Genomic DNA, 17,597 nt, shown 5'->3' with positions numbered 1-17,597 from the left:
AGTTCCAAGATACAAGATGCAAGTAAGCGCCGTAGGTCGGATTAGCCCGAAGGGCGTAATCCGACGGCATGCCAGGATCCTGTCGGGTTACGCTGCGCTAACCCGACCTACTCTGCTGCGCGACGGCCGCAACAACCTTGTCGGCTGCATCGGTCAGGTGTTCTGCAGTCGTGATATTGAAGCCGGAATCGGCCAGCAGCTGAAGGCCGCGTTCGACATTGGTCCCTTCCAGCCGCACCACCACCGGCAACTGTACATCGACCTCGCGCACCGCCTGGATGATGCCCTCGGCGATGAGATCGCAGCGCACGATACCGCCGAAGATGTTGACCAGGATGGCCTCGACCTTGGGATCGGACAGGATCAGCTTGAACGCCTCGGCCACCCGCTCGGCCGTGGCCCCGCCGCCGACATCGAGGAAGTTGGCCGGCTCGCCGCCGTGCAGCTTGATCAGGTCCATGGTCGCCATGGCCAGCCCTGCCCCGTTGACCATGCAGGCGATGTTGCCGTCCAGGGTGATGTAGTTGAGATCGTGCTCGCGGGCGCGGCGCTCCTTCTCGTCCTCCTGACTGGGATCGTACATCTCCGCCAGCGCCGTCTGCCGGTACAGGGCGTTGTCGTCGACATTGATCTTGGCGTCCAGCGCGAGCAGTTCGCCGGCTTCGGTGACGATCAGCGGATTAATCTCGACCAGGCTGAGATCGCGTTCCTGGAACAGCCGCGCCAGGCCCAGCAGGATGCGGGTGAAAGCGCCGATCTGTTTGCCCTCCAGCCCCAGCGCGAAGGCCAGCCTGCGGCACTGGTAGGGCTGCAGCCCGGCGGCCGGATCGGCATGTTCGGTGAGGATGGCGGCGGGATCGGTGGCGGCGACCTGCTCGATGTCCATGCCGCCGCTGGCCGAGGCCATGACCACCAACCGCTCGGCGGCCCGGTCGACCAGGGCGCCGATATAGAGTTCGCGCGCCACCGCGCTGGGCTGTTCGACCAGCAGGGTGTCGACGGGCAGCCCCCCGGGGCCGGTCTGGTGGGTGGCGAGCCGGCTGCCGAGCAGGGTACCGGCGGCCTCGCCCACCGCCGCCGGGCTGTCCACGATATGAATACCGCCGGCCTTGCCCGCGCCCGCCGGCGTGGACCTGTGCCTTGACCACCCAGCGGCTGCCGCCGAGCTTGTCCGCGGCCTGGGCAGCCTCGTCACGGCTGCGCACGATCAGCCCCGGCGGCACCGGGATGCCGTACTCGGCGAACAGCTGCTTGGCCTGGTATTCGTGCAGATTCATCGGGAGGCGTCCCTGACTGTTATTGTGGCGGCTATTCTGGAACAAACCGGGCGCCGGCGCAAAACAACCGATTGACGGCGATGCAGTCCGAACTGCCGCGCTTGCCTGCAACGCCCAGACACGGGAAACTAGCGCGATGGGACTCATCCGCCTCATCATCCTCGGTATTGTCATCTACCTCGTCTGGCAACTGATTCGACGCTGGCAGAACAAACCCGCCAACCGGGTGGCGCAGACCGAACGCAAGCGCATCGACGGCAGCATGGTGCGCTGCGATCACTGCGGGCTGTTCATCCCGAAGGAGGAAGCCATCCAGGCCAACGGCCGGCAGTACTGCTCCGAGGCCCACCGCCTGGCCGACGGCAAGGATCAATGACCCGGGCCGCTTACGCCGCGCCCTCCGCCCTGCGCAACGCCGACTGGCAGGATGCGCTGACCTGGAAGCCGCTGCGTTTTCTCACCCTCTACCGCCTGGTGCTGGCCGCACTGCTGGTGCTGCTGTTCTTCCTGCTGCCGGGGTCACGCAATCTGGGCAGCGACAACCCCTGGCTGTATGCCCTGGTCAGTCTGGGCTATTTCCTGTTCGCCCTGGTGGTCGGCTTCAGCACCCGGCTGCGCCGGCCGGGCTTTCAGCTGCAGGTACTGCTGCAGATCACGGTGGATATCCTGGCCATCGTGCTGCTCATGTACGCCAGCGGCGGGCTGGACAGCGGTCTCGGCATCCTGCTGATCCTGGCCGTCATCGCCGGGGCCATGCTGATGCCGGGGCGGATGGCCTTCTTCTTCGCTGCCACCGCCACCCTGGCCCTGATGGCCGAGTTCTCCTACCGTTATATGGCCTTCGCCAACCTGGACTCCTCCCAGTTCACCCGCGTCGGCCTGCTCGGGCTGGCCCTGTTCACGGCCGCCAGCCTGGCCTGGCTGCTGGCCAGGCGCATCCGCGAAAGCGAGGCCCTGGCCGAACAGCGCGGCGTGGATCTGGCCAACCTGGCCCGGCTGAACGAATATATCGTCCAGCGGCTGCAGTCCGGCATTGTCGTGGTGGACCACCGCGAGCGGATACGGCTGATCAATGACGCGACCTGGGTGATGCTGCAGATTCCCACCGAAGCCCGTCCCGAAAGCCTGGCCGCCCTGTCACCGGAACTGGCCGGGGCCCTGCGGGCCTGGCAGCAGGACCCCGGCCGGGAACCGGACGCCTTCCAGCCGCCGCGTTCCGAAGCGGTGCTGCAGCCGCGCTTCACCCGCCTGGGCAGCGGCGCCGACGCGGCCACTCTGATCTATCTGGAGGACACCGCACTCATGGCCCAACAGGCCCAGCAGATGAAGCTGGCCGCCCTGGGCCGGCTCACCGCCAGCATCGCCCACGAGATCCGCAACCCGCTGGGGGCGATCAGTCATGCCGACCAGCTGCTGAACGAGAGTCCCAACCTGAAGGACGACGACCGGCGGCTGGTCGAGATCATTGCCAGCCACGCCGACCGGGTCAACGGGATCGTGGAAAACGTGCTGCAGCTCTCGCGCCGCGGCACGACCCAGCCGCAGCGGCTGCTGCTGGCCGACTGGCTGAACGAGTTCGTCGATGACATGGTCAATTACCAGAACCTGGACAGCGACACCGTAATAGTGGACATCGATCCGGTCGACCTGCAGATCGAGTTCGACCCGGGCCAACTCAATCAGCTCATGTGCAACCTGATCCAGAACGCGCTCAATCACGGCAGCCGGAGCGGACATCCACTCAGGGTGGAACTGGTCGGGCGGATTTCCGAGTCAGGCGCACCCTGCCTGGATGTAATCGACAACGGCCCGGGCATCGACAGCGAGACCCGCGCCAGCATCTTCGAGCCCTTCTTCACCACCTCGGCCAGCGGCACCGGTCTGGGACTGTACCTGGCGCGCGAACTGGCCGAGATCAACCGCGCCCGGCTGAACCATATCGAACGCGAGGGGGGCGGCAGCTGTTTCCGCATCACCTTCGCCCGGGTGGATTAGGTTTCATAAAGAGCGCCACGGAATACACGGAAAACACGGACAAATCCATTATCAACGCCGGCGCTGCGCGCCCGGCGGGATGGCCTTCATGCTTCCGTGTTTTCCGTGTATTCCGTGGCGCTCCTTGATATGATTTTGCAGCGCATTGATTACACAGGAAACCGCATGGCCAGTTACCGCGCACTCGTTGTCGATGACGAGCCCGACATCCTCGAGCTGATCGAGATCACGCTCGGTCGCATGGGCATCGACACCACCGCCGCCGCCGATCTGGCCGCGGCGCGCGCGCAGCTCGGCAACGGTGAACGCTTCGACCTGTGTCTGACCGACATGCGCCTGCCCGACGGTTCCGGCCTGGACCTGGTCGCCGAGATCCAGGCCAGCCGGCCCGACCTGCCGGTCGCCGTGATCACCGCCTACGGCAGCATGGACACCGCCGTGCAGGCGCTCAAGGCCGGCGCCTTCGACTTCGTGTCCAAGCCGGTGGACCTGCAGGTGCTGCGCAATCTGGTGGGCACCGCGCTGAAACTCTCCGATACCCGCAGCTTTCCCGCCCGCGACCGGCGCTCGCGCGACGAGCTGATCGGAGATTCCGAACCGATGCAGCGCATCCGCGCCCTGATCGCCAAACTGGCCCGCAGCCAGGCGCCGGTCTACATCAGCGGCGAGTCCGGCACCGGCAAGGAGCTGGTCGCCCGGCTGATCCATGACAAGGGTCCGCGCGCCGAGCAGCCCTTCATCGCCGTGAACTGCGGCGCCATCCCGGCCGAGCTGATGGAGAGCGAGTTCTTCGGCCACAGGAAGGGCAGCTTCACCGGCGCGGCCGGCGACAAGGAGGGCCTGTTCCAGGCCGCCAGCGGCGGCACCCTGTTCCTGGACGAGATCGCCGAGCTGCCCCTGCACATGCAGGTCAAGCTGCTGCGCGCCATCCAGGAGAAGGCTGTGCGCCCGGTGGGCGAACAACGCGAGGCGTCGGTGGACGTGCGGGTGCTGACCGCCACCCACAAGAACCTGGAGCAGCTGGTCCGCGACGGCCACTTCCGCCAGGACCTGTATTTCCGCATCAATGTGATCGAGCTGAAGGTCCCGCCCCTGCGCGAGCGATGCGAGGACATCCCGCGCCTGGTCGAGCACCTGCTGGACAAGCTCGGCCACGGCACCCGGCACCGCCTGAGCGGGAGCGCCCTGCAGGCCCTACAGAGCTACGACTTCGCCGGCAATGTGCGCGAGCTGGAAAACATCCTGGAACGCGCCGTCACCATGGCCGAGGACGAAATCATCGAAGCCGATGACCTGCATCTGCAGCCGAATACGGCAAGTGGTGAGCCGACCACGACCGGCAATCCTCCGCCCCCCGGGCAACGTCCCGCTGGAGGACTACCTGGGCGAGATCGAGAAACAGGCGATACTGGACGCCCTGGAGCAGACCAATCAAAACAAGACCGCCGCCGCCGAACTGCTGGGCCTGAGCTTCCGCGCCCTGCGCTACCGATTGAAGAAGCTGGGGCTGGACTGAACTTCCTACCCGTCATCCCGGCCTACCCGTCATCCCGGCGAAGGCCGGGATCCAGCCCCGTAGGTCGGGTTAGCGCAGCTAACCCGACGATTACCGCTGTAGCGGATTACGCCCGTTCGGACTCCCGTTCAACGACACACTACGTCACCCAGGTGACAAAATTTGTCACCCGAAACGCCGAAATTTTGCGATCTCGGTCACATCCGTAATCTAAGAGAGTGGCAATGAATCGCTCTGAATATTTATTATCTATCTGTTTTTATTAAACATTATTACCCATCTAGTAGAAACACCAGCCGCATGGCACAGCTCCTGCTTTCACCAGACCACGACCGGCGCCCAGCCTGGTTCCGCCGTCGCCACCAACACAATATTTGGGAGATTCACCATGAAGAAGACACAACAGGGTTTTACCCTTATCGAACTCATGATCGTGGTCGCGATCATCGGCATCCTGGCCGCCATCGCGATCCCGGCCTATCAGGATTACACCAAGCGCGCCAAGGCCTCTGAGCTACTGAGTATTGCCTCGGGAGCAAAAGCATCTGTTGCTGATTACATCGTCACGACAGGTAACTTGCCGACTAATGCAACCCAGGCCGGCTTCCAGGATCAAACTACTGCCATTGTTTCCGGCATGGCTTGGGCAAACAACCGTATCGAAATCACCGGCACGGCTGAGGTAGATAACCTTGTATTGCGGCTTACACCGAGTACCACTACCGCTGGCGCAGTAACTTGGACGTGCACAGCCAGTGGCGCACCGAAACTTGCTCCGGCAAGCTGCCGTCAATAATTCGACCGTATTCTCAAGGATGGGACATCTCAACCGGGCCGCCATTATGGCGGCCCTTCTTGTTCAGCCACAATGACGATTCGGGATCACCTATTTCTTGGAGTACTCCTGGCGACGAGTATAATCGCGTGTGTCGCCGCATACTGGATCGGCATAGACGGGCCGTTCCTGCTGGATGATTCTTCGAACATCAACCAGGCTGTCATTACCGAATCGAGCTACAAATCATGGATGCAGGCAGCATTCAGCAATGACTCAGGACGGCTTGGCCGCCCGGTCGCCGCTGCCAGCTTCGCCTTTACCAGTCTTTTCCATGGACTGGACCCCGCTGCATTTAAATATCATAACCTGATGATTCATTTGCTGGTCGGGATACTGCTCTGGCCGCTAGGCGCCATCCTGCTGCGTCATATGCCCTCACCGCAGCCCGAAGCGCGAGCGTGGTATATCTCAGGCGCTGCGGCAACTCTGTGGTTGCTCCATCCGTTGCTGGTCAGCACCACGCTCTATGCCGTACAGAGAATGACGCAGCTGGCAATTTTGTTCCTGATTATCGCGCTTCTTGCGTATGTTTTTTTCCGTATTCGCCTCCACCAGCGGCCATTAAAATATGGGACAGGAATGGCCGGCACGGTTGCAATAGCTGGACTGATTGGAATTTTCAGTAAGGAAAATGCGGCGCTATTACCCTGCTATCTACTGATGATCGAGATTATCGTCTTCCGCTGGCGGCCTACCGGAACAGGCAACGCCCACATCAGCCCCGCAAATTCAACAGCCAGCCCAAACTGGCGAGTCGGCCGTCGAGTGCTTTTAACGTTTCACGTCCTGTTTGTACTACTACCATTAAACGTCGCCGTAGCTTACGTCATATTGAAATGGCCCGATTTTATGCATGGCTACAATAATCGCAACTTTACTCTAGAAGAACGCTTGCTCACAGAATCACATGTACTGTGGTTTTACATAAAAGGTATTTTACTTCCGCGCGCTGCTGAGTTGAGCCTTCTGCATGATGCATATCCTGTGCAGCCAACTATTGACATCAGGACCGCGGCGGCACTCGTCGGCCATACCGCACTAATAGGAGCGGCCACCGCCTTGATTCGCCGGGCACCGGTTCTATCACTGGGTGTCGCAATCTTCTACATATCACACCTGCTCGAATCGAGCTTTATACCTCTAGAACTGGTATTCGAGCATCGCAATTACTTTGCAGCCTGGGGCCTACTATTCGCACTGACCTATTATCTGTACCTTGGCATCGATTCGTTTAATCGTGCACAATGGGCCAAACTCCTGGCACTTACTGGCTTAGCAGCAACATTTGCAGTCACTACACATACCCGCGCCTTGACATGGCAAAGCGCTGAGCATATCAATTTGTCAGCACTGGAACTGTATCCTGACTCAGTACGCTCACTTTCGAATCTGGCAAATATAAGCCTTCGATACAGAGAAATTGATCGCGCACGCGCTTACCTAATGCGCGCGATCGAGAATTCGCCAAACGAAGCCGGCCCGGCCATACATCTTCTGTTTACATACTGCAAATCAGAAACCTATCCAGATGAGCTATACGAGTCAATCCGGCTAAGACTTCGTACAGGATACGTCACTGCCTATACAGAAAGCAGCGTATACAGCCTCGGGGCATTAGCAAGGCAAGGGGAATGCCCTGCACTGAGCACCAAGGAGGCAACCACTCTCCTGACCGCCTTCCTCGAAAATCCGCGCATAAAGGAAAAATCGCGCTATTATACAATGATAGAGATTGGCCGCGCCCATCTTGCAGACGGTCGAACTGAAATAGCACGATCGACATTCATGGATGCTGACAGGTTACGTAATAATGTGCAGCACTTACATCGTCTGTTTGCGCTGGAGGGAATAGTATTCAGCAGCCTAGCAGGAGATGATATTGAATCAGCACAAAATGCGGTCGAGAAAATCAACGCACTGCTGAAAGATCCCCGATTCAAATCCGTATTTGATACAAAATCGATGTTGGATTCCATAAACGAAGTCGAGCCTAAAATGCTAAATATGGGTGACAGGCGCAACGAAATACTTGTTGACGACAATCCCCTGACGCATTGACTACTAAACTACATAACCGTCTACAAGGTACAATGGAAAACAAAAATACATTTCACACTGTCACCGTGGTCATCCCGGCAAAGAACGAAGCAGATACCGTAGGTCATCTGATTCACCGACTTCTTGAGCATTACGGCGACGCGGAAATTGTTCTGGTGGACGATGGCTCAAGCGACAACACTTCAAATGTGGCAGCGGAAGCAGGCGCCAAGGTTATTCGGCACAGCTACAGCATGGGCAATGGCGCCGCGATAAAAAGTGGGGCCCGCGCCGCTCAGGGTGAGATAATTGTTTTCATGGATGGCGACGGCCAGCACAATCCCGCCGACATCACCCGCCTGATTCACGAAGTGGAATCCGGAATGGATATGGTCATTGGTGCACGCGGCGACGTCTCTCAGGCCAGCATCGGCCGCGGTATTGCCAATACCTTCTATAATTGGCTTGCGAGTTACATGACCGGTCACCGCATCGAGGACCTCACGTCCGGGTTCCGCGCCGTTCGCGCAGATAAATTCCGTGAATTTATGCACTTACTACCAAATGGTTTCTCCTATCCAACCACAATAACCATGGCTTTCTTCCGCGCCGGATACTCCGTTGGCTATATCCCTATTACTGTGGCCAAACGTAGCGGCAAGAGTCATATCCGCCCTATACGTGATGGACTACGGTTCCTGATCATCATCTTCAAGGTCGCCACGCTGTATTCACCATTAAAGATATTCGTACCCGCGAGCGCCTGCATGTTCTGTCTGGGTCTCGGCTATTATGCATACACTTTTATTGCCTACAGCCGCTTCACCAACATGTCGGCGTTGCTGATCACAACCGCAATACTGATTTTTCTAATCGGGTTGATATCGGAGCAGATCACCCAGCTGATGTACAAGGATTGAGCTTCATGGCTACACAGAAAGCCAAGCCACGCCTGCTTCTCTTGACTCGCAATCTGCCGCCTCTGATCGGCGGCATGGAACGTCTTATCTGGCATATAGCAGATGAATTGAAAATATCATTCGATCTGCACGTCGTTGGACCCACAGGCGCTGCCGAGCTCGCGCCTGCTGGTGTGGGCGTGACCGAAATACCCTTTCGATCGCTTTGGTTATTTTTGCTGCGCATGAAAATGGCTGTATTTCTACAGACATTGAAGCTTCGACCACAAATCGTTTTCGCGGGCAGCGGCTTGACCGCCCCTTTCGCCTGGCTCGGCGCCCGTATTGTCGGGGCTCGGGCGATAGTCTATTTGCACGGCCTTGATATAGATACGCAGCACAGGATTTATCGTCTTCTCTGGCTGCCATTTATCCGCCGCTGCGATCACGTGCTGGCCAACAGCCACCACACCAGACAACTTGCCATAAATGCCGGTGTAGCTGAAAATCGGCTGACAACACTTCATCCCGGCGTTGACCTGCCCGATCTTTCAGACTCTGAAGCTTCTCGCTACCGGTTCCGCGAACGATACAATCTAGGGAACGCTCCTGTCATGCTCTATGTAGGCCGCATCACTGCGCGCAAAGGCCTCCTGCCTTTTGTTGAGGAAATCCTTCCAAAGGTATGCAGGGAAATCCCAGATGCCCGCTTAGTTGTCATTGGTGATGAACCCAATCTCGCCTTACTTAAGGGAGAATCGCTGTTGAATCGCATACACCACGCCCTGCATTCAAACCGCCTTACCGAAAACGTTATTTTTCTTGGTAGCAGGGCTCACGACGACCCCGAAATAAATGAGGCATACTTCGCTGCTGATACGCATGTGTTTCCGGTACAGGAGCGCCCTGGAGACAATGAGGGATTTGGCATGGTGGCAATCGAAGCGGCGGCGCATGGACTACCAACCGTCGCGTTCTCAGCAGGCGGTGTAGCCGACTCAGTCTGCAATGCTTTATCAGGCCAAGTGGTTGCTGCTGGTGACAATGATAGTTTCACCAATTCTCTGATAGAGTTTCTGACACAGTCGAGACAAAAGCCAAACTCTTCTTGCGTTGAATTTGCGCAACAATTTTCCTGGCCGGAATTCGGACGTCACCTGCTCGAGATCTGCGCACGTGCTTAATCCCTCCCACAAGGTAATTCTTTAAAAATAGCTGCAACAGCATGCCTGGGCGAATTCACAAAAAAAGATTATTATCGGTTTCTGTACTAACCCTGTTTCTTGCTTTTGCCGCAACCCACCTTACATATCACCTACCGGAACTGAACAAGGTTACACATATAGCGGCGCCTTTTTTTGCAGCCATGGCCTTCATTTCCCTGGTAACGTTTTTCTTGCTCGGGCAAGCTCAGCGAATCATTTTTGGAATATTCAATACGAAAGTTGGACGAGTGGAATCCTTCAGCCTAGCTATCAGCAACAATTTCCTGAATTATCTGCCGGCGAAGGCCGGCCTTGTGGCACGCGGCGCCTATTTCCGAGCACTTCACGCGATGCCAGTGCAACGTTACGTGGCTGCGACCGCATATGGACAATTGCTTTACGTTACCCTGGCAGGTTTTCTAGGGGGAGGATTAGGCATTCTGATTTACCTTCAGGATGCATACCCTAATTCGCTATGGGTAATAACTGTAGCTCTTATCATCACTGGGCTCAGCGCTTCTGTCATTCTAGGGTTCGCTCCCAGAGCGAGTACATGGATACGGAAAACAGCAATTCGCAATCGCCTGCAATATTTTTCAACTTCACTTGCGCCATGGAGAAACTTCAAGCCTATGGCAGTTTATATGGCGCTGATATTTGTCATTCTTAACCTGATGGCGACACGCCTGTGGCTCAGCTTTTATCTTACAGATGTGAGAATATCGGCTCAGGAAGTACTGTTTCTTCAGACAGCCGCGGCAGCGAGTGTTGCTTTCTCTTTCCTGCCAGGAAATCTGGGACTACGTGAAGGTGTAATCGTAGGGATTGGTCATGTACTGGGTCTTCCCCTTGACCTCACAGTGACCGCAGCAGTGCTTGACCGATTATCCGCGCTGGTGGTCACATTCTCGCTTGGCCCTTGGCTCGCCCATCAATTATCACGAAAAATGGTCAGGCAGCAAAGCACCAGCCCACGTGGTTATGACCCCAAGGGGTAACCCCAGCGTCTGCGCAGCGGATCACACCAACGCTCAGCGGCACGAGCCACATCTTCATTGCTCGCACCTGTCTCACGGGGGGGGGGCAGCATTTTCGATCTGATCAAGTAGATTTGCCTGTAGCTGCGGGTGAAATTTCATCTCCAGGAAATCACCCAGGAATCGGGCCATATCGAGGAACGAGGATTCTCGCTCTTCACCGTAAAACAGATCCTCAAATCGAAATACCCGAATATTCGGATCAGTATCCGATGCATCAGCGATCCGCTGGTAAACCAGTCTCCAGAACCAAGCCAACCTCTCTTCTGTCTTCATTCCCTGCCACTCTGCATCTATATCCTTATCACCAACCGATTTTGGACTAATTCTAAGCCCAAGCTTGTCCAGATAATCCTTACTGCCGTAACGATCGTCTTTATTCAGGTAAGAACGTATCCAGGTTTCAGGGTCTCGTACAATAGCAACAACCTTGTAGTTTTCAAATACACGTGGAAGTACCGGCAACAAAGCATAAAATGCATAATTGGACTCGATAACCAGTTTTGCTGTCTGCCGCGCATAAAAGCGCGACCTGTGGGCAACTATCTCTCTAGCTGCCTCTTCATCGTTGAGCTTACCGGCAATGTAACTTTCTCCAATTGTGCGCAGCCCCGTTCGACCCAGCAGCTTCCCCAACCCGCCTCGATAGAAACCAAATCTGGGAACAACCTGCTTGATGTCACTGATAATGCGTCCATGATGTACAGCATCAGGCTCATGAAATGCTGCGGCATCTGCAAACACCTGGCTCAAATTCTTACCCAGGAACGCTGTGGCAGTTCTTCCGCCCGAAACCACAATACCAATCGGGCGTTCGATTTTTTTAATCTCGAGCTCGAAAGACAATGCATTACTCCAGTTGATTCCAACTTATCGACCAACACAATCAGGAAAAGTCTTGGTATTATGCCTACATACATTTTGTCTGCATCTATAGTTATTAATATTATCTATTCATCATAAATTATATTTATCATAAAGGAACTCCTACCAGCTGCCGACAAACTAATGGTATTTTGGCCAGTATCGGCTGAGCCGCTTTTCCAAAAAGTTTCATTGAGTTGCACAGTTTCAGGGAGTGTAGACGGAACTCATGGTATCACCGAATCCCAAAATCCAGCTAAGCGGCCTCGCGCGCCGCCTGGTGCTGGACGAAATCATCTCCGAATCCGACATGCTCCAGGCGCTGGAGACGGCCAACCGGGACAAGCAGCCGCTGGTCAAGTATCTGGTCGGCAACAAGATCTGCACCAGCAGGCAGGTCGCGAACGCCGCCTGCACAGAGTTCGGAGTGCCGCTGTTCGACCTGTCGGTCATGGACATGGAATCGGCACCGCTCAAGCTGGTCGATGAAAAGCTGATCCGGCAGCACAACGCCCTGCCTCTGTTCAAGCGCGGCAACCGGCTGTTCGTGGCCGTCTCCGATCCCACCAACCTAGCTGCGCTGGACGAGATCAAGTTCCACACCGGCATCACCACCGAGCCCATCCTGGTCGAGGAGGACAAGCTCACCAAGGTGTTGGACTCGGCCATGGATGCCATGGACAGCACCATGTCCGATCTCATGGACGACGATCTGGACAACCTGGACATCCAGTCCGGCGACGAGGATGACGCCGGACAGGACGTCGATTCCTCCGAGGTCGACGATACCCCGGTAGTGCGCTTCGTCAACAAGATCCTGCTGGACGCCATCAATAAGGGGGCTTCGGATATCCATATCGAGCCCTATGAAAAGACCTTGCGGGTGCGCACCCGGCAGGATGGCGTACTGCACGAGGTCGCCAACCCACCGGTGAACCTGGCCAACAAGATCGCCGCCCGCGTCAAGGTCATGAGCCGCATGGACATTGCCGAGCGGCGCGTGCCCCAGGACGGACGCATCAAGATGCAGCTGTCCAGGAACCGGGCCATCGACTTTCGTGTCAACACCTGCCCGACCCTGTTCGGCGAGAAGATCGTGCTGCGTATCCTGGATCCGACCAGCGCCAAGCTGGGCATCGACGCCCTGGGCTATGAGGAACACCAGAAGCAGCTCTACATGGAGAACCTCAACAAGCCCTACGGCATGATTCTGGTTACCGGCCCGACCGGTTCAGGTAAAACGGTCTCGCTCTACACCGGTCTGAATATCCTCAACACACCTGATCGCAACATCTCCACCTGCGAGGACCCGGTGGAAATCAATCTGCCCGGCATCAACCAGTGCAACATGAACTCCAGAACCGGATTCACCTTCGCCGAGGCCCTGCGCGCCTTTCTGCGCCAGGACCCGGACATCATCATGGTGGGTGAGATCCGCGATCTGGAAACCGCCGAGATCGCCATCAAGGCAGCCCAGACCGGTCACATGGTCATGTCCACCCTGCACACCAACGATGCGCCCCAGACCCTGGCCCGTCTGATGAACATGGGGGTACCCCCCTACAACATCGCCTCGGCCGTCAACCTGATCATCGCCCAGCGCCTGGCCCGGCGGCTGTGCACCAACTGCAAGCAGGTCGATGACGTCCCCGAAAGCGTCCTGCGGGATGAGGGCTTCAAGGAGGAGGACATCTCCGGCCTCAAACTCTACAAGGCCAATCCTGAAGGTTGTGACCAGTGCACGGGCGGTTACAAGGGCCGTGTTGGTATATATCAGGTTATGGAAGTCTCCGAGGAGATGTCCCGGATCATCATGGACGGAGGCAACGCCATCCAGCTTGCCGACCAGGCCAAAAAGGAAGGTATCATGGACCTGCGCGAGTGCGGGCTGGCCAAGATCAAGCAGGGCATCACCAGCCTGGAAGAGATCAACCGTGTCACCAAAGACTAGGACTGGAACCCAATAAAGGACTACCCGCATGGCAGAAAAAGCGCTCAAACAGGATATGTTCGTCTGGGAAGGGACAGACAAACGAGGCAATAAGGTCAAGGGCCAGACCCGCGGCAACAACCAGAACCTGATCAAGGCGGATCTGCGCCGTCAGGGCATCACGCCCCTCAAGGTGAAGAAAAAATCCGCCCTGGCCTCGGGCCGCAGGAAGAAAAAGATCGAGGCCAAGGATATCGCCATCTTCACCCGCCAGCTGGCCACCATGATGTCGGCGGGCGTTCCCCTGGTGCAGGCCTTCGACATCATCGGGCGCGGTCATGAGAACCCCTCCATGCAGGAGCTGGTCATGACCATCAAGACCGATGTCGAGGGCGGCAGCAACCTGCGCGACGCCCTGGCCAAGCACCCGCTGTATTTCGACGAACTGGTGTGCAACCTGGTCGAGGCGGGCGAGGCCGCGGGCGTGCTCGACACCCTGCTGGACAAGATCGCCACCTACAAGGAAAAGACCGAGGCGCTCAAGAGCAAGATCAAGAAGGCCCTGTTCTACCCCACCGCCGTGGTGGTGGTGGCCTTCATCGTTACCGCCATCCTGCTGATCTTCGTGGTGCCCCAGTTCGAGGAGCTGTTCTCCGGTTTCGGCGCCGATCTGCCGGCCTTCACGCGTATGGTGATCGACCTGTCCGAGTTCATGCAATCCTATTGGTGGGCGGTATTCGGCATAATCGGTGGTGTGATCTACGGCTTCATGCAGGCCAAGAAACGCTCGCCGGCCTTCAATCACACCCTGGACAGATATGTCCTCAAGCTGCCCATCGTCGGCGACATCCTGACCAAGGCCGCCATCGCCCGCTACGCCCGTACCCTGTCGACCATGTTCGCCGCCGGCGTGCCGCTGGTCGAAGCGCTGGATTCCGTCTCCGGTGCCACCGGCAACAGCGTCTATGCCAACGCCGTGCTGCGCATGCGCGACCAGGTCTCGACCGGCCTGCAGCTGCAGCTGGCCATGAACCAGACCGGCCTGTTCCCCAACATGGTGGTACAGATGGTGGCAATCGGCGAGGAGGCCGGCTCCCTCGACGCCATGCTCAGCAAGGTCGCCGATTTCTACGAGCAGGAGGTCGACGACGCCGTGGACGGCCTGAGCAGCCTGCTGGAGCCGCTGATCATGGCCGTCCTGGGTGTGCTGGTCGGCGGACTGGTCATCGCCATGTATCTGCCGATCTTCAAGATGGGTCAGGTCGTATAAACCTGCACCCATGGAGCTGCTGGAACTCATCCGGACCAGCCCCGGCTGGCTGATCGGCGTCTGCCTGCTGCTGGGCCTGGTGGTCGGCAGCTTCCTCAATGTGGTCGCCCACCGTCTGCCGCTGATGATGCAGCGCGAGTGGGAGTCACAGTGCCGGGAACTGCTTGAAGCACCGGCCGCGGACGATACAACTCCGGAACGGTTCAATCTGCTCACCCCGGCTTCGCGCTGCCCGCACTGCGGCCACCGCATCCGTGCCATCGAGAACATCCCGGTCCTGAGCTGGCTGCTCCTGCGCGGCCGCTGCCGCGAATGCCGGACAGCCATCTCGGTCAAATACCCTCTGGTCGAGGCCTTCACCGGCCTGACCGCCGGCATCCTGGCCTGGCACTTCGGCTTCGGCTGGCCGCTGGCCGCGGCCCTGGTGTTCACCTGGACACTGATCGCGCTGAGCGTGATCGACATCGAGCACCAGCTGCTGCCCGACTCGCTCACCCTGGCCCTGCTCTGGCTGGGCCTGCTGCTGAGCCTGGGCCATGTGTTCGTCAGCCCCGAACAGGCCATTATCGGCGCCGCCGCCGGCTATCTCTCCCTGTGGATCGTCTACCAGCTGTTCCGCCTGCTCACAGGCAAGGAGGGCATGGGCTTCGGCGACTTCAAGCTGCTCGCCGCCTGCGGCGCCTGGATGGGCTGGAAGCTGCTGCCGCTGATCATCCTGCTCTCATCGCTCGTCGGCGCCGTGGTCGGTGTAGCGATGATCCTGATCCTCGGCCGCGACCGCCAGTTGCCCATCCCGTTCGGCCCCTACATCGCCGCCGCCGGCTGGATCGCGCTGCTGTGGGGCGCGGATCTCATCCAGGGTTATCTCCGTTTTGCCGGGTTATAATCGATCAATCGATAGCCACGGAAAACACGGAAAGCACGGACATGAGATGTAGGTCGGGTTAGCCCGACGGGCGTAACCCGATATGGCCCCTGGATGCTGTCGGGTTACGCTGCGCTAACCCGACCTACGCACTTTGCTCAATCCAACCGACCAGATAATCGTCCGTGCTTTCCGTGTTTTCCGTGGCGCTCTTGATCTTTTGGTGGTATCTCCATGTTAAAAATCGGACTCACAGGCGGCATTGCCTGCGGCAAGTCGACAGTGGCGGCGGTCTTTGCCGGGCTCGGCGTGCCGGTCATCGATGCCGATGCACTTGCCCGCGAGCTGGTCGAACCGGGCCAGCCCGCGCTGGAAGCGATCGCCCGGGAGCTGGGCGGGGAATTCATCGCCGCCGACGGCCGGCTGGATCGCGCCCGGTTGCGGACTTATATATTCCAGCACCCGGAGGCCCGCCGGCGGCTGGAGGCCATCCTGCACCCGCGCATCGCCGCCGGGATGCAGGCGCGCGCGGCACGCCTGGACAGTCCCTACTGCCTGCTCGTGATTCCCCTGCTGATCGAGGCCGGCCAGCAGTCGCTGGTCGATCGCATCCTGGTGGTCGACTGTCCGGAAGCGGTACAGCGGGCGCGCCTGGCCGAACGCGACGACGCCGACCCCGAACAGATCTCCGCCATTCTCGCCAGTCAGCTCGACCGCGAATCGCGGCTGGCCGCGGCCGATGACATCCTCTGCAATGACGGCACGCCGGAACAGCTGCGGGAACGCATCGCCGGGCTGCATGCCCGGTATCTGGCACTGGCGGAACAAGCAGGAAACCAATAGGCCGGAATAAGGGCCGTAAGGCCAGTTTCCGGTGGCATGTCACGAGGCACACAACCGTCCGCATCCGCAAATACCGGGAACGCTGCGCTTATCCGGGGCTGACCCCTGACCCCTCAGGCAGACATTTGCGGCAACCGGGTCAGTGAGTGACAATAGGGCGATTGTAATCACCGACAGCCGGACGCAAGTCTTCCCCAGTGGACCATAAAATCATTTACGAACAACCGCTTAATGAGCGAACCCGCTCTTTTCTGCGGCTCGAGTTCCTGTTCCAGCAGATGCGTCATCAGCTGGGGGGGACCTCACCCTGGGACAGCCGCGCGGCCGTCAACACCCTGCTCGAAATCCTGAGCATCTTCGGCCGCAGCGACCTCAAGACCGAGGTGATGAAGGAGCTGGAGCGGCACACGGCCAACCTGGCGCGGCTGGAGCAGAGCCCGGACGTGGACCGCGGCCAGCTGGCCGGCCTGCTGGACGAGATCGACACCCTGATCGACGAGCTGCACGCCATCAAGGGCCAGGTCGGGGCGCACCTCAAGGGCAACGAGCTGATCGCCAGCATCCAGCAGCGCAGCGCCATCCCCGGCGGTACCTGCGACTTCGACCTGCCGGCCTACCATTTCTGGCTGCAGCTGCCGGCCGAGAACCGTCTGCACGATCTGGCCGGCTGGCTGGATGCCTTCGACGTCATCGGCCGGGCCATCCGCCTGATCCTGCGCCTGATCCGCAGCAGTCAGCTGTTCCAGCCCGCTACCGCCGATGCCGGTTTCTACCAGAAATCGCTGGATCCGCATCATCCCTGTCAGCTGGTGCGGGTGGCGGTGCCGGCCGGTTCAATCTTCTATGCCGAGATCAGCGGCGGCAAGCACCGCTTCACCGTGCGCTTCATGGAACAGCCCTCGATCAACGACAAGGCGGTGCAGACCGGCCGGGATATCGAGTTCGAACTCGCCTGCTGTACCATCTGAGCTGACAGACCGGCCCGATGGGTTGCGCTGCGCTCCATCCATCCTACGCCAAT

Annotated in this window: 13 protein-coding genes and 2 pseudogenes; 13 read left to right on the top strand and 2 right to left on the bottom strand. The window is 58.6% G+C overall.

Going from position 1 to position 17,597, the window contains the following annotated elements:
* Nucleotides 1-97: 97 nt before the first annotated feature.
* Nucleotides 98-1,277, bottom strand: a pseudogene (sucC, locus tag D6C00_RS11710) (ADP-forming succinate--CoA ligase subunit beta).
* Nucleotides 1,278-1,413: 136 nt separating this feature from the next.
* Here sucC and D6C00_RS11705 point away from each other — a divergent pair.
* The 8 genes and pseudogenes from D6C00_RS11705 (at nt 1,414) to D6C00_RS11670 (ending at nt 10,765) form a co-directional block, all read left to right on the top strand.
* On the top strand, nt 1,414-1,653 hold the full coding sequence (locus tag D6C00_RS11705; protein ID WP_125181876.1) for a PP0621 family protein: 240 nt from the start codon (nt 1,414-1,416) through the stop codon (nt 1,651-1,653).
* The gene (locus D6C00_RS11700) at nt 1,650-3,272 is read left to right on the top strand and encodes a sensor histidine kinase (protein WP_125181875.1); all 1,623 of its coding nucleotides are present in this window, start codon (nt 1,650-1,652) and stop codon (nt 3,270-3,272) included. Before D6C00_RS11705 ends, D6C00_RS11700 begins: the two co-directional genes overlap by 4 nt.
* A gap of 165 nt (nt 3,273-3,437) precedes the next feature.
* Nucleotides 3,438-4,788, top strand: a pseudogene (locus D6C00_RS11695) (sigma-54-dependent transcriptional regulator).
* Between the two features lie 388 nt (nt 4,789-5,176).
* Nucleotides 5,177-5,584 carry a pilin gene (locus D6C00_RS11690; RefSeq protein ID WP_125181874.1) on the top strand — a complete coding sequence of 136 codons (408 nt, stop codon included), beginning with the start codon at nt 5,177-5,179 and terminating at the stop codon, nt 5,582-5,584.
* A 72-nt stretch (nt 5,585-5,656) separates the two neighbouring features.
* Nucleotides 5,657-7,684 (top strand): hypothetical protein, encoded by a 2,028-nt coding sequence (locus D6C00_RS11685; RefSeq protein ID WP_125181873.1) that lies wholly within the window; start codon nt 5,657-5,659, stop codon nt 7,682-7,684.
* Nucleotides 7,685-7,716: 32 nt separating this feature from the next.
* Complete coding sequence (locus tag D6C00_RS11680) at nt 7,717-8,583, top strand: glycosyltransferase family 2 protein (RefSeq protein WP_125181872.1); 867 nt, start codon at nt 7,717-7,719, stop codon at nt 8,581-8,583.
* Between the two features lie 5 nt (nt 8,584-8,588).
* Nucleotides 8,589-9,746 carry a glycosyltransferase family 4 protein gene (locus tag D6C00_RS11675; protein ID WP_125181871.1) on the top strand — a complete coding sequence of 386 codons (1,158 nt, stop codon included), beginning with the start codon at nt 8,589-8,591 and terminating at the stop codon, nt 9,744-9,746.
* 41 nt (nt 9,747-9,787) lie between these two features.
* The gene (locus D6C00_RS11670; protein ID WP_125181870.1) at nt 9,788-10,765 is read left to right on the top strand and encodes a lysylphosphatidylglycerol synthase domain-containing protein; all 978 of its coding nucleotides are present in this window, start codon (nt 9,788-9,790) and stop codon (nt 10,763-10,765) included.
* 72 nt (nt 10,766-10,837) lie between these two features.
* On the opposite strand, the gene D6C00_RS11665 is transcribed toward D6C00_RS11670, so the two are convergent.
* Nucleotides 10,838-11,650 carry a hypothetical protein gene (locus D6C00_RS11665; protein WP_125181869.1) on the bottom strand — a complete coding sequence of 271 codons (813 nt, stop codon included), beginning with the start codon at nt 11,648-11,650 and terminating at the stop codon, nt 10,838-10,840.
* A gap of 247 nt (nt 11,651-11,897) precedes the next feature.
* Here D6C00_RS11665 and pilB point away from each other — a divergent pair, with 247 nt between their 5' ends.
* The 5 genes from pilB to zapD all read left to right on the top strand — a co-directional run bounded on the left by pilB (nt 11,898) and on the right by zapD (nt 17,544).
* Nucleotides 11,898-13,619: a type IV-A pilus assembly ATPase PilB gene (pilB, locus tag D6C00_RS11660; protein WP_125181868.1), complete on the top strand. Its 1,722-nt coding sequence runs from the start codon at nt 11,898-11,900 to the stop codon at nt 13,617-13,619.
* 28 nt (nt 13,620-13,647) lie between these two features.
* Complete coding sequence (locus tag D6C00_RS11655; protein WP_125181867.1) at nt 13,648-14,868, top strand: type II secretion system F family protein; 1,221 nt, start codon at nt 13,648-13,650, stop codon at nt 14,866-14,868.
* A gap of 10 nt (nt 14,869-14,878) precedes the next feature.
* Nucleotides 14,879-15,754, top strand: coding sequence for a prepilin peptidase (locus tag D6C00_RS11650; protein ID WP_125181866.1), 876 nt, complete (start codon nt 14,879-14,881; stop codon nt 15,752-15,754).
* Between the two features lie 213 nt (nt 15,755-15,967).
* Nucleotides 15,968-16,576 (top strand): dephospho-CoA kinase, encoded by a 609-nt coding sequence (coaE, locus tag D6C00_RS11645; RefSeq protein ID WP_125181865.1) that lies wholly within the window; start codon nt 15,968-15,970, stop codon nt 16,574-16,576.
* A gap of 197 nt (nt 16,577-16,773) precedes the next feature.
* Nucleotides 16,774-17,544 carry a cell division protein ZapD gene (gene zapD, locus D6C00_RS11640; protein ID WP_125181864.1) on the top strand — a complete coding sequence of 257 codons (771 nt, stop codon included), beginning with the start codon at nt 16,774-16,776 and terminating at the stop codon, nt 17,542-17,544.
* The last annotated feature ends 53 nt before the right edge of the window (nt 17,545-17,597 follow it).

Source organism: Thiohalobacter thiocyanaticus (assembly GCF_003932505.1).
GTDB lineage: Bacteria > Pseudomonadota > Gammaproteobacteria > Thiohalobacterales > Thiohalobacteraceae > Thiohalobacter > Thiohalobacter thiocyanaticus.
The sequence above is the reverse complement of the archived record's forward strand: the minus strand, read 5'-3'. Positions and strand labels throughout refer to the sequence as shown.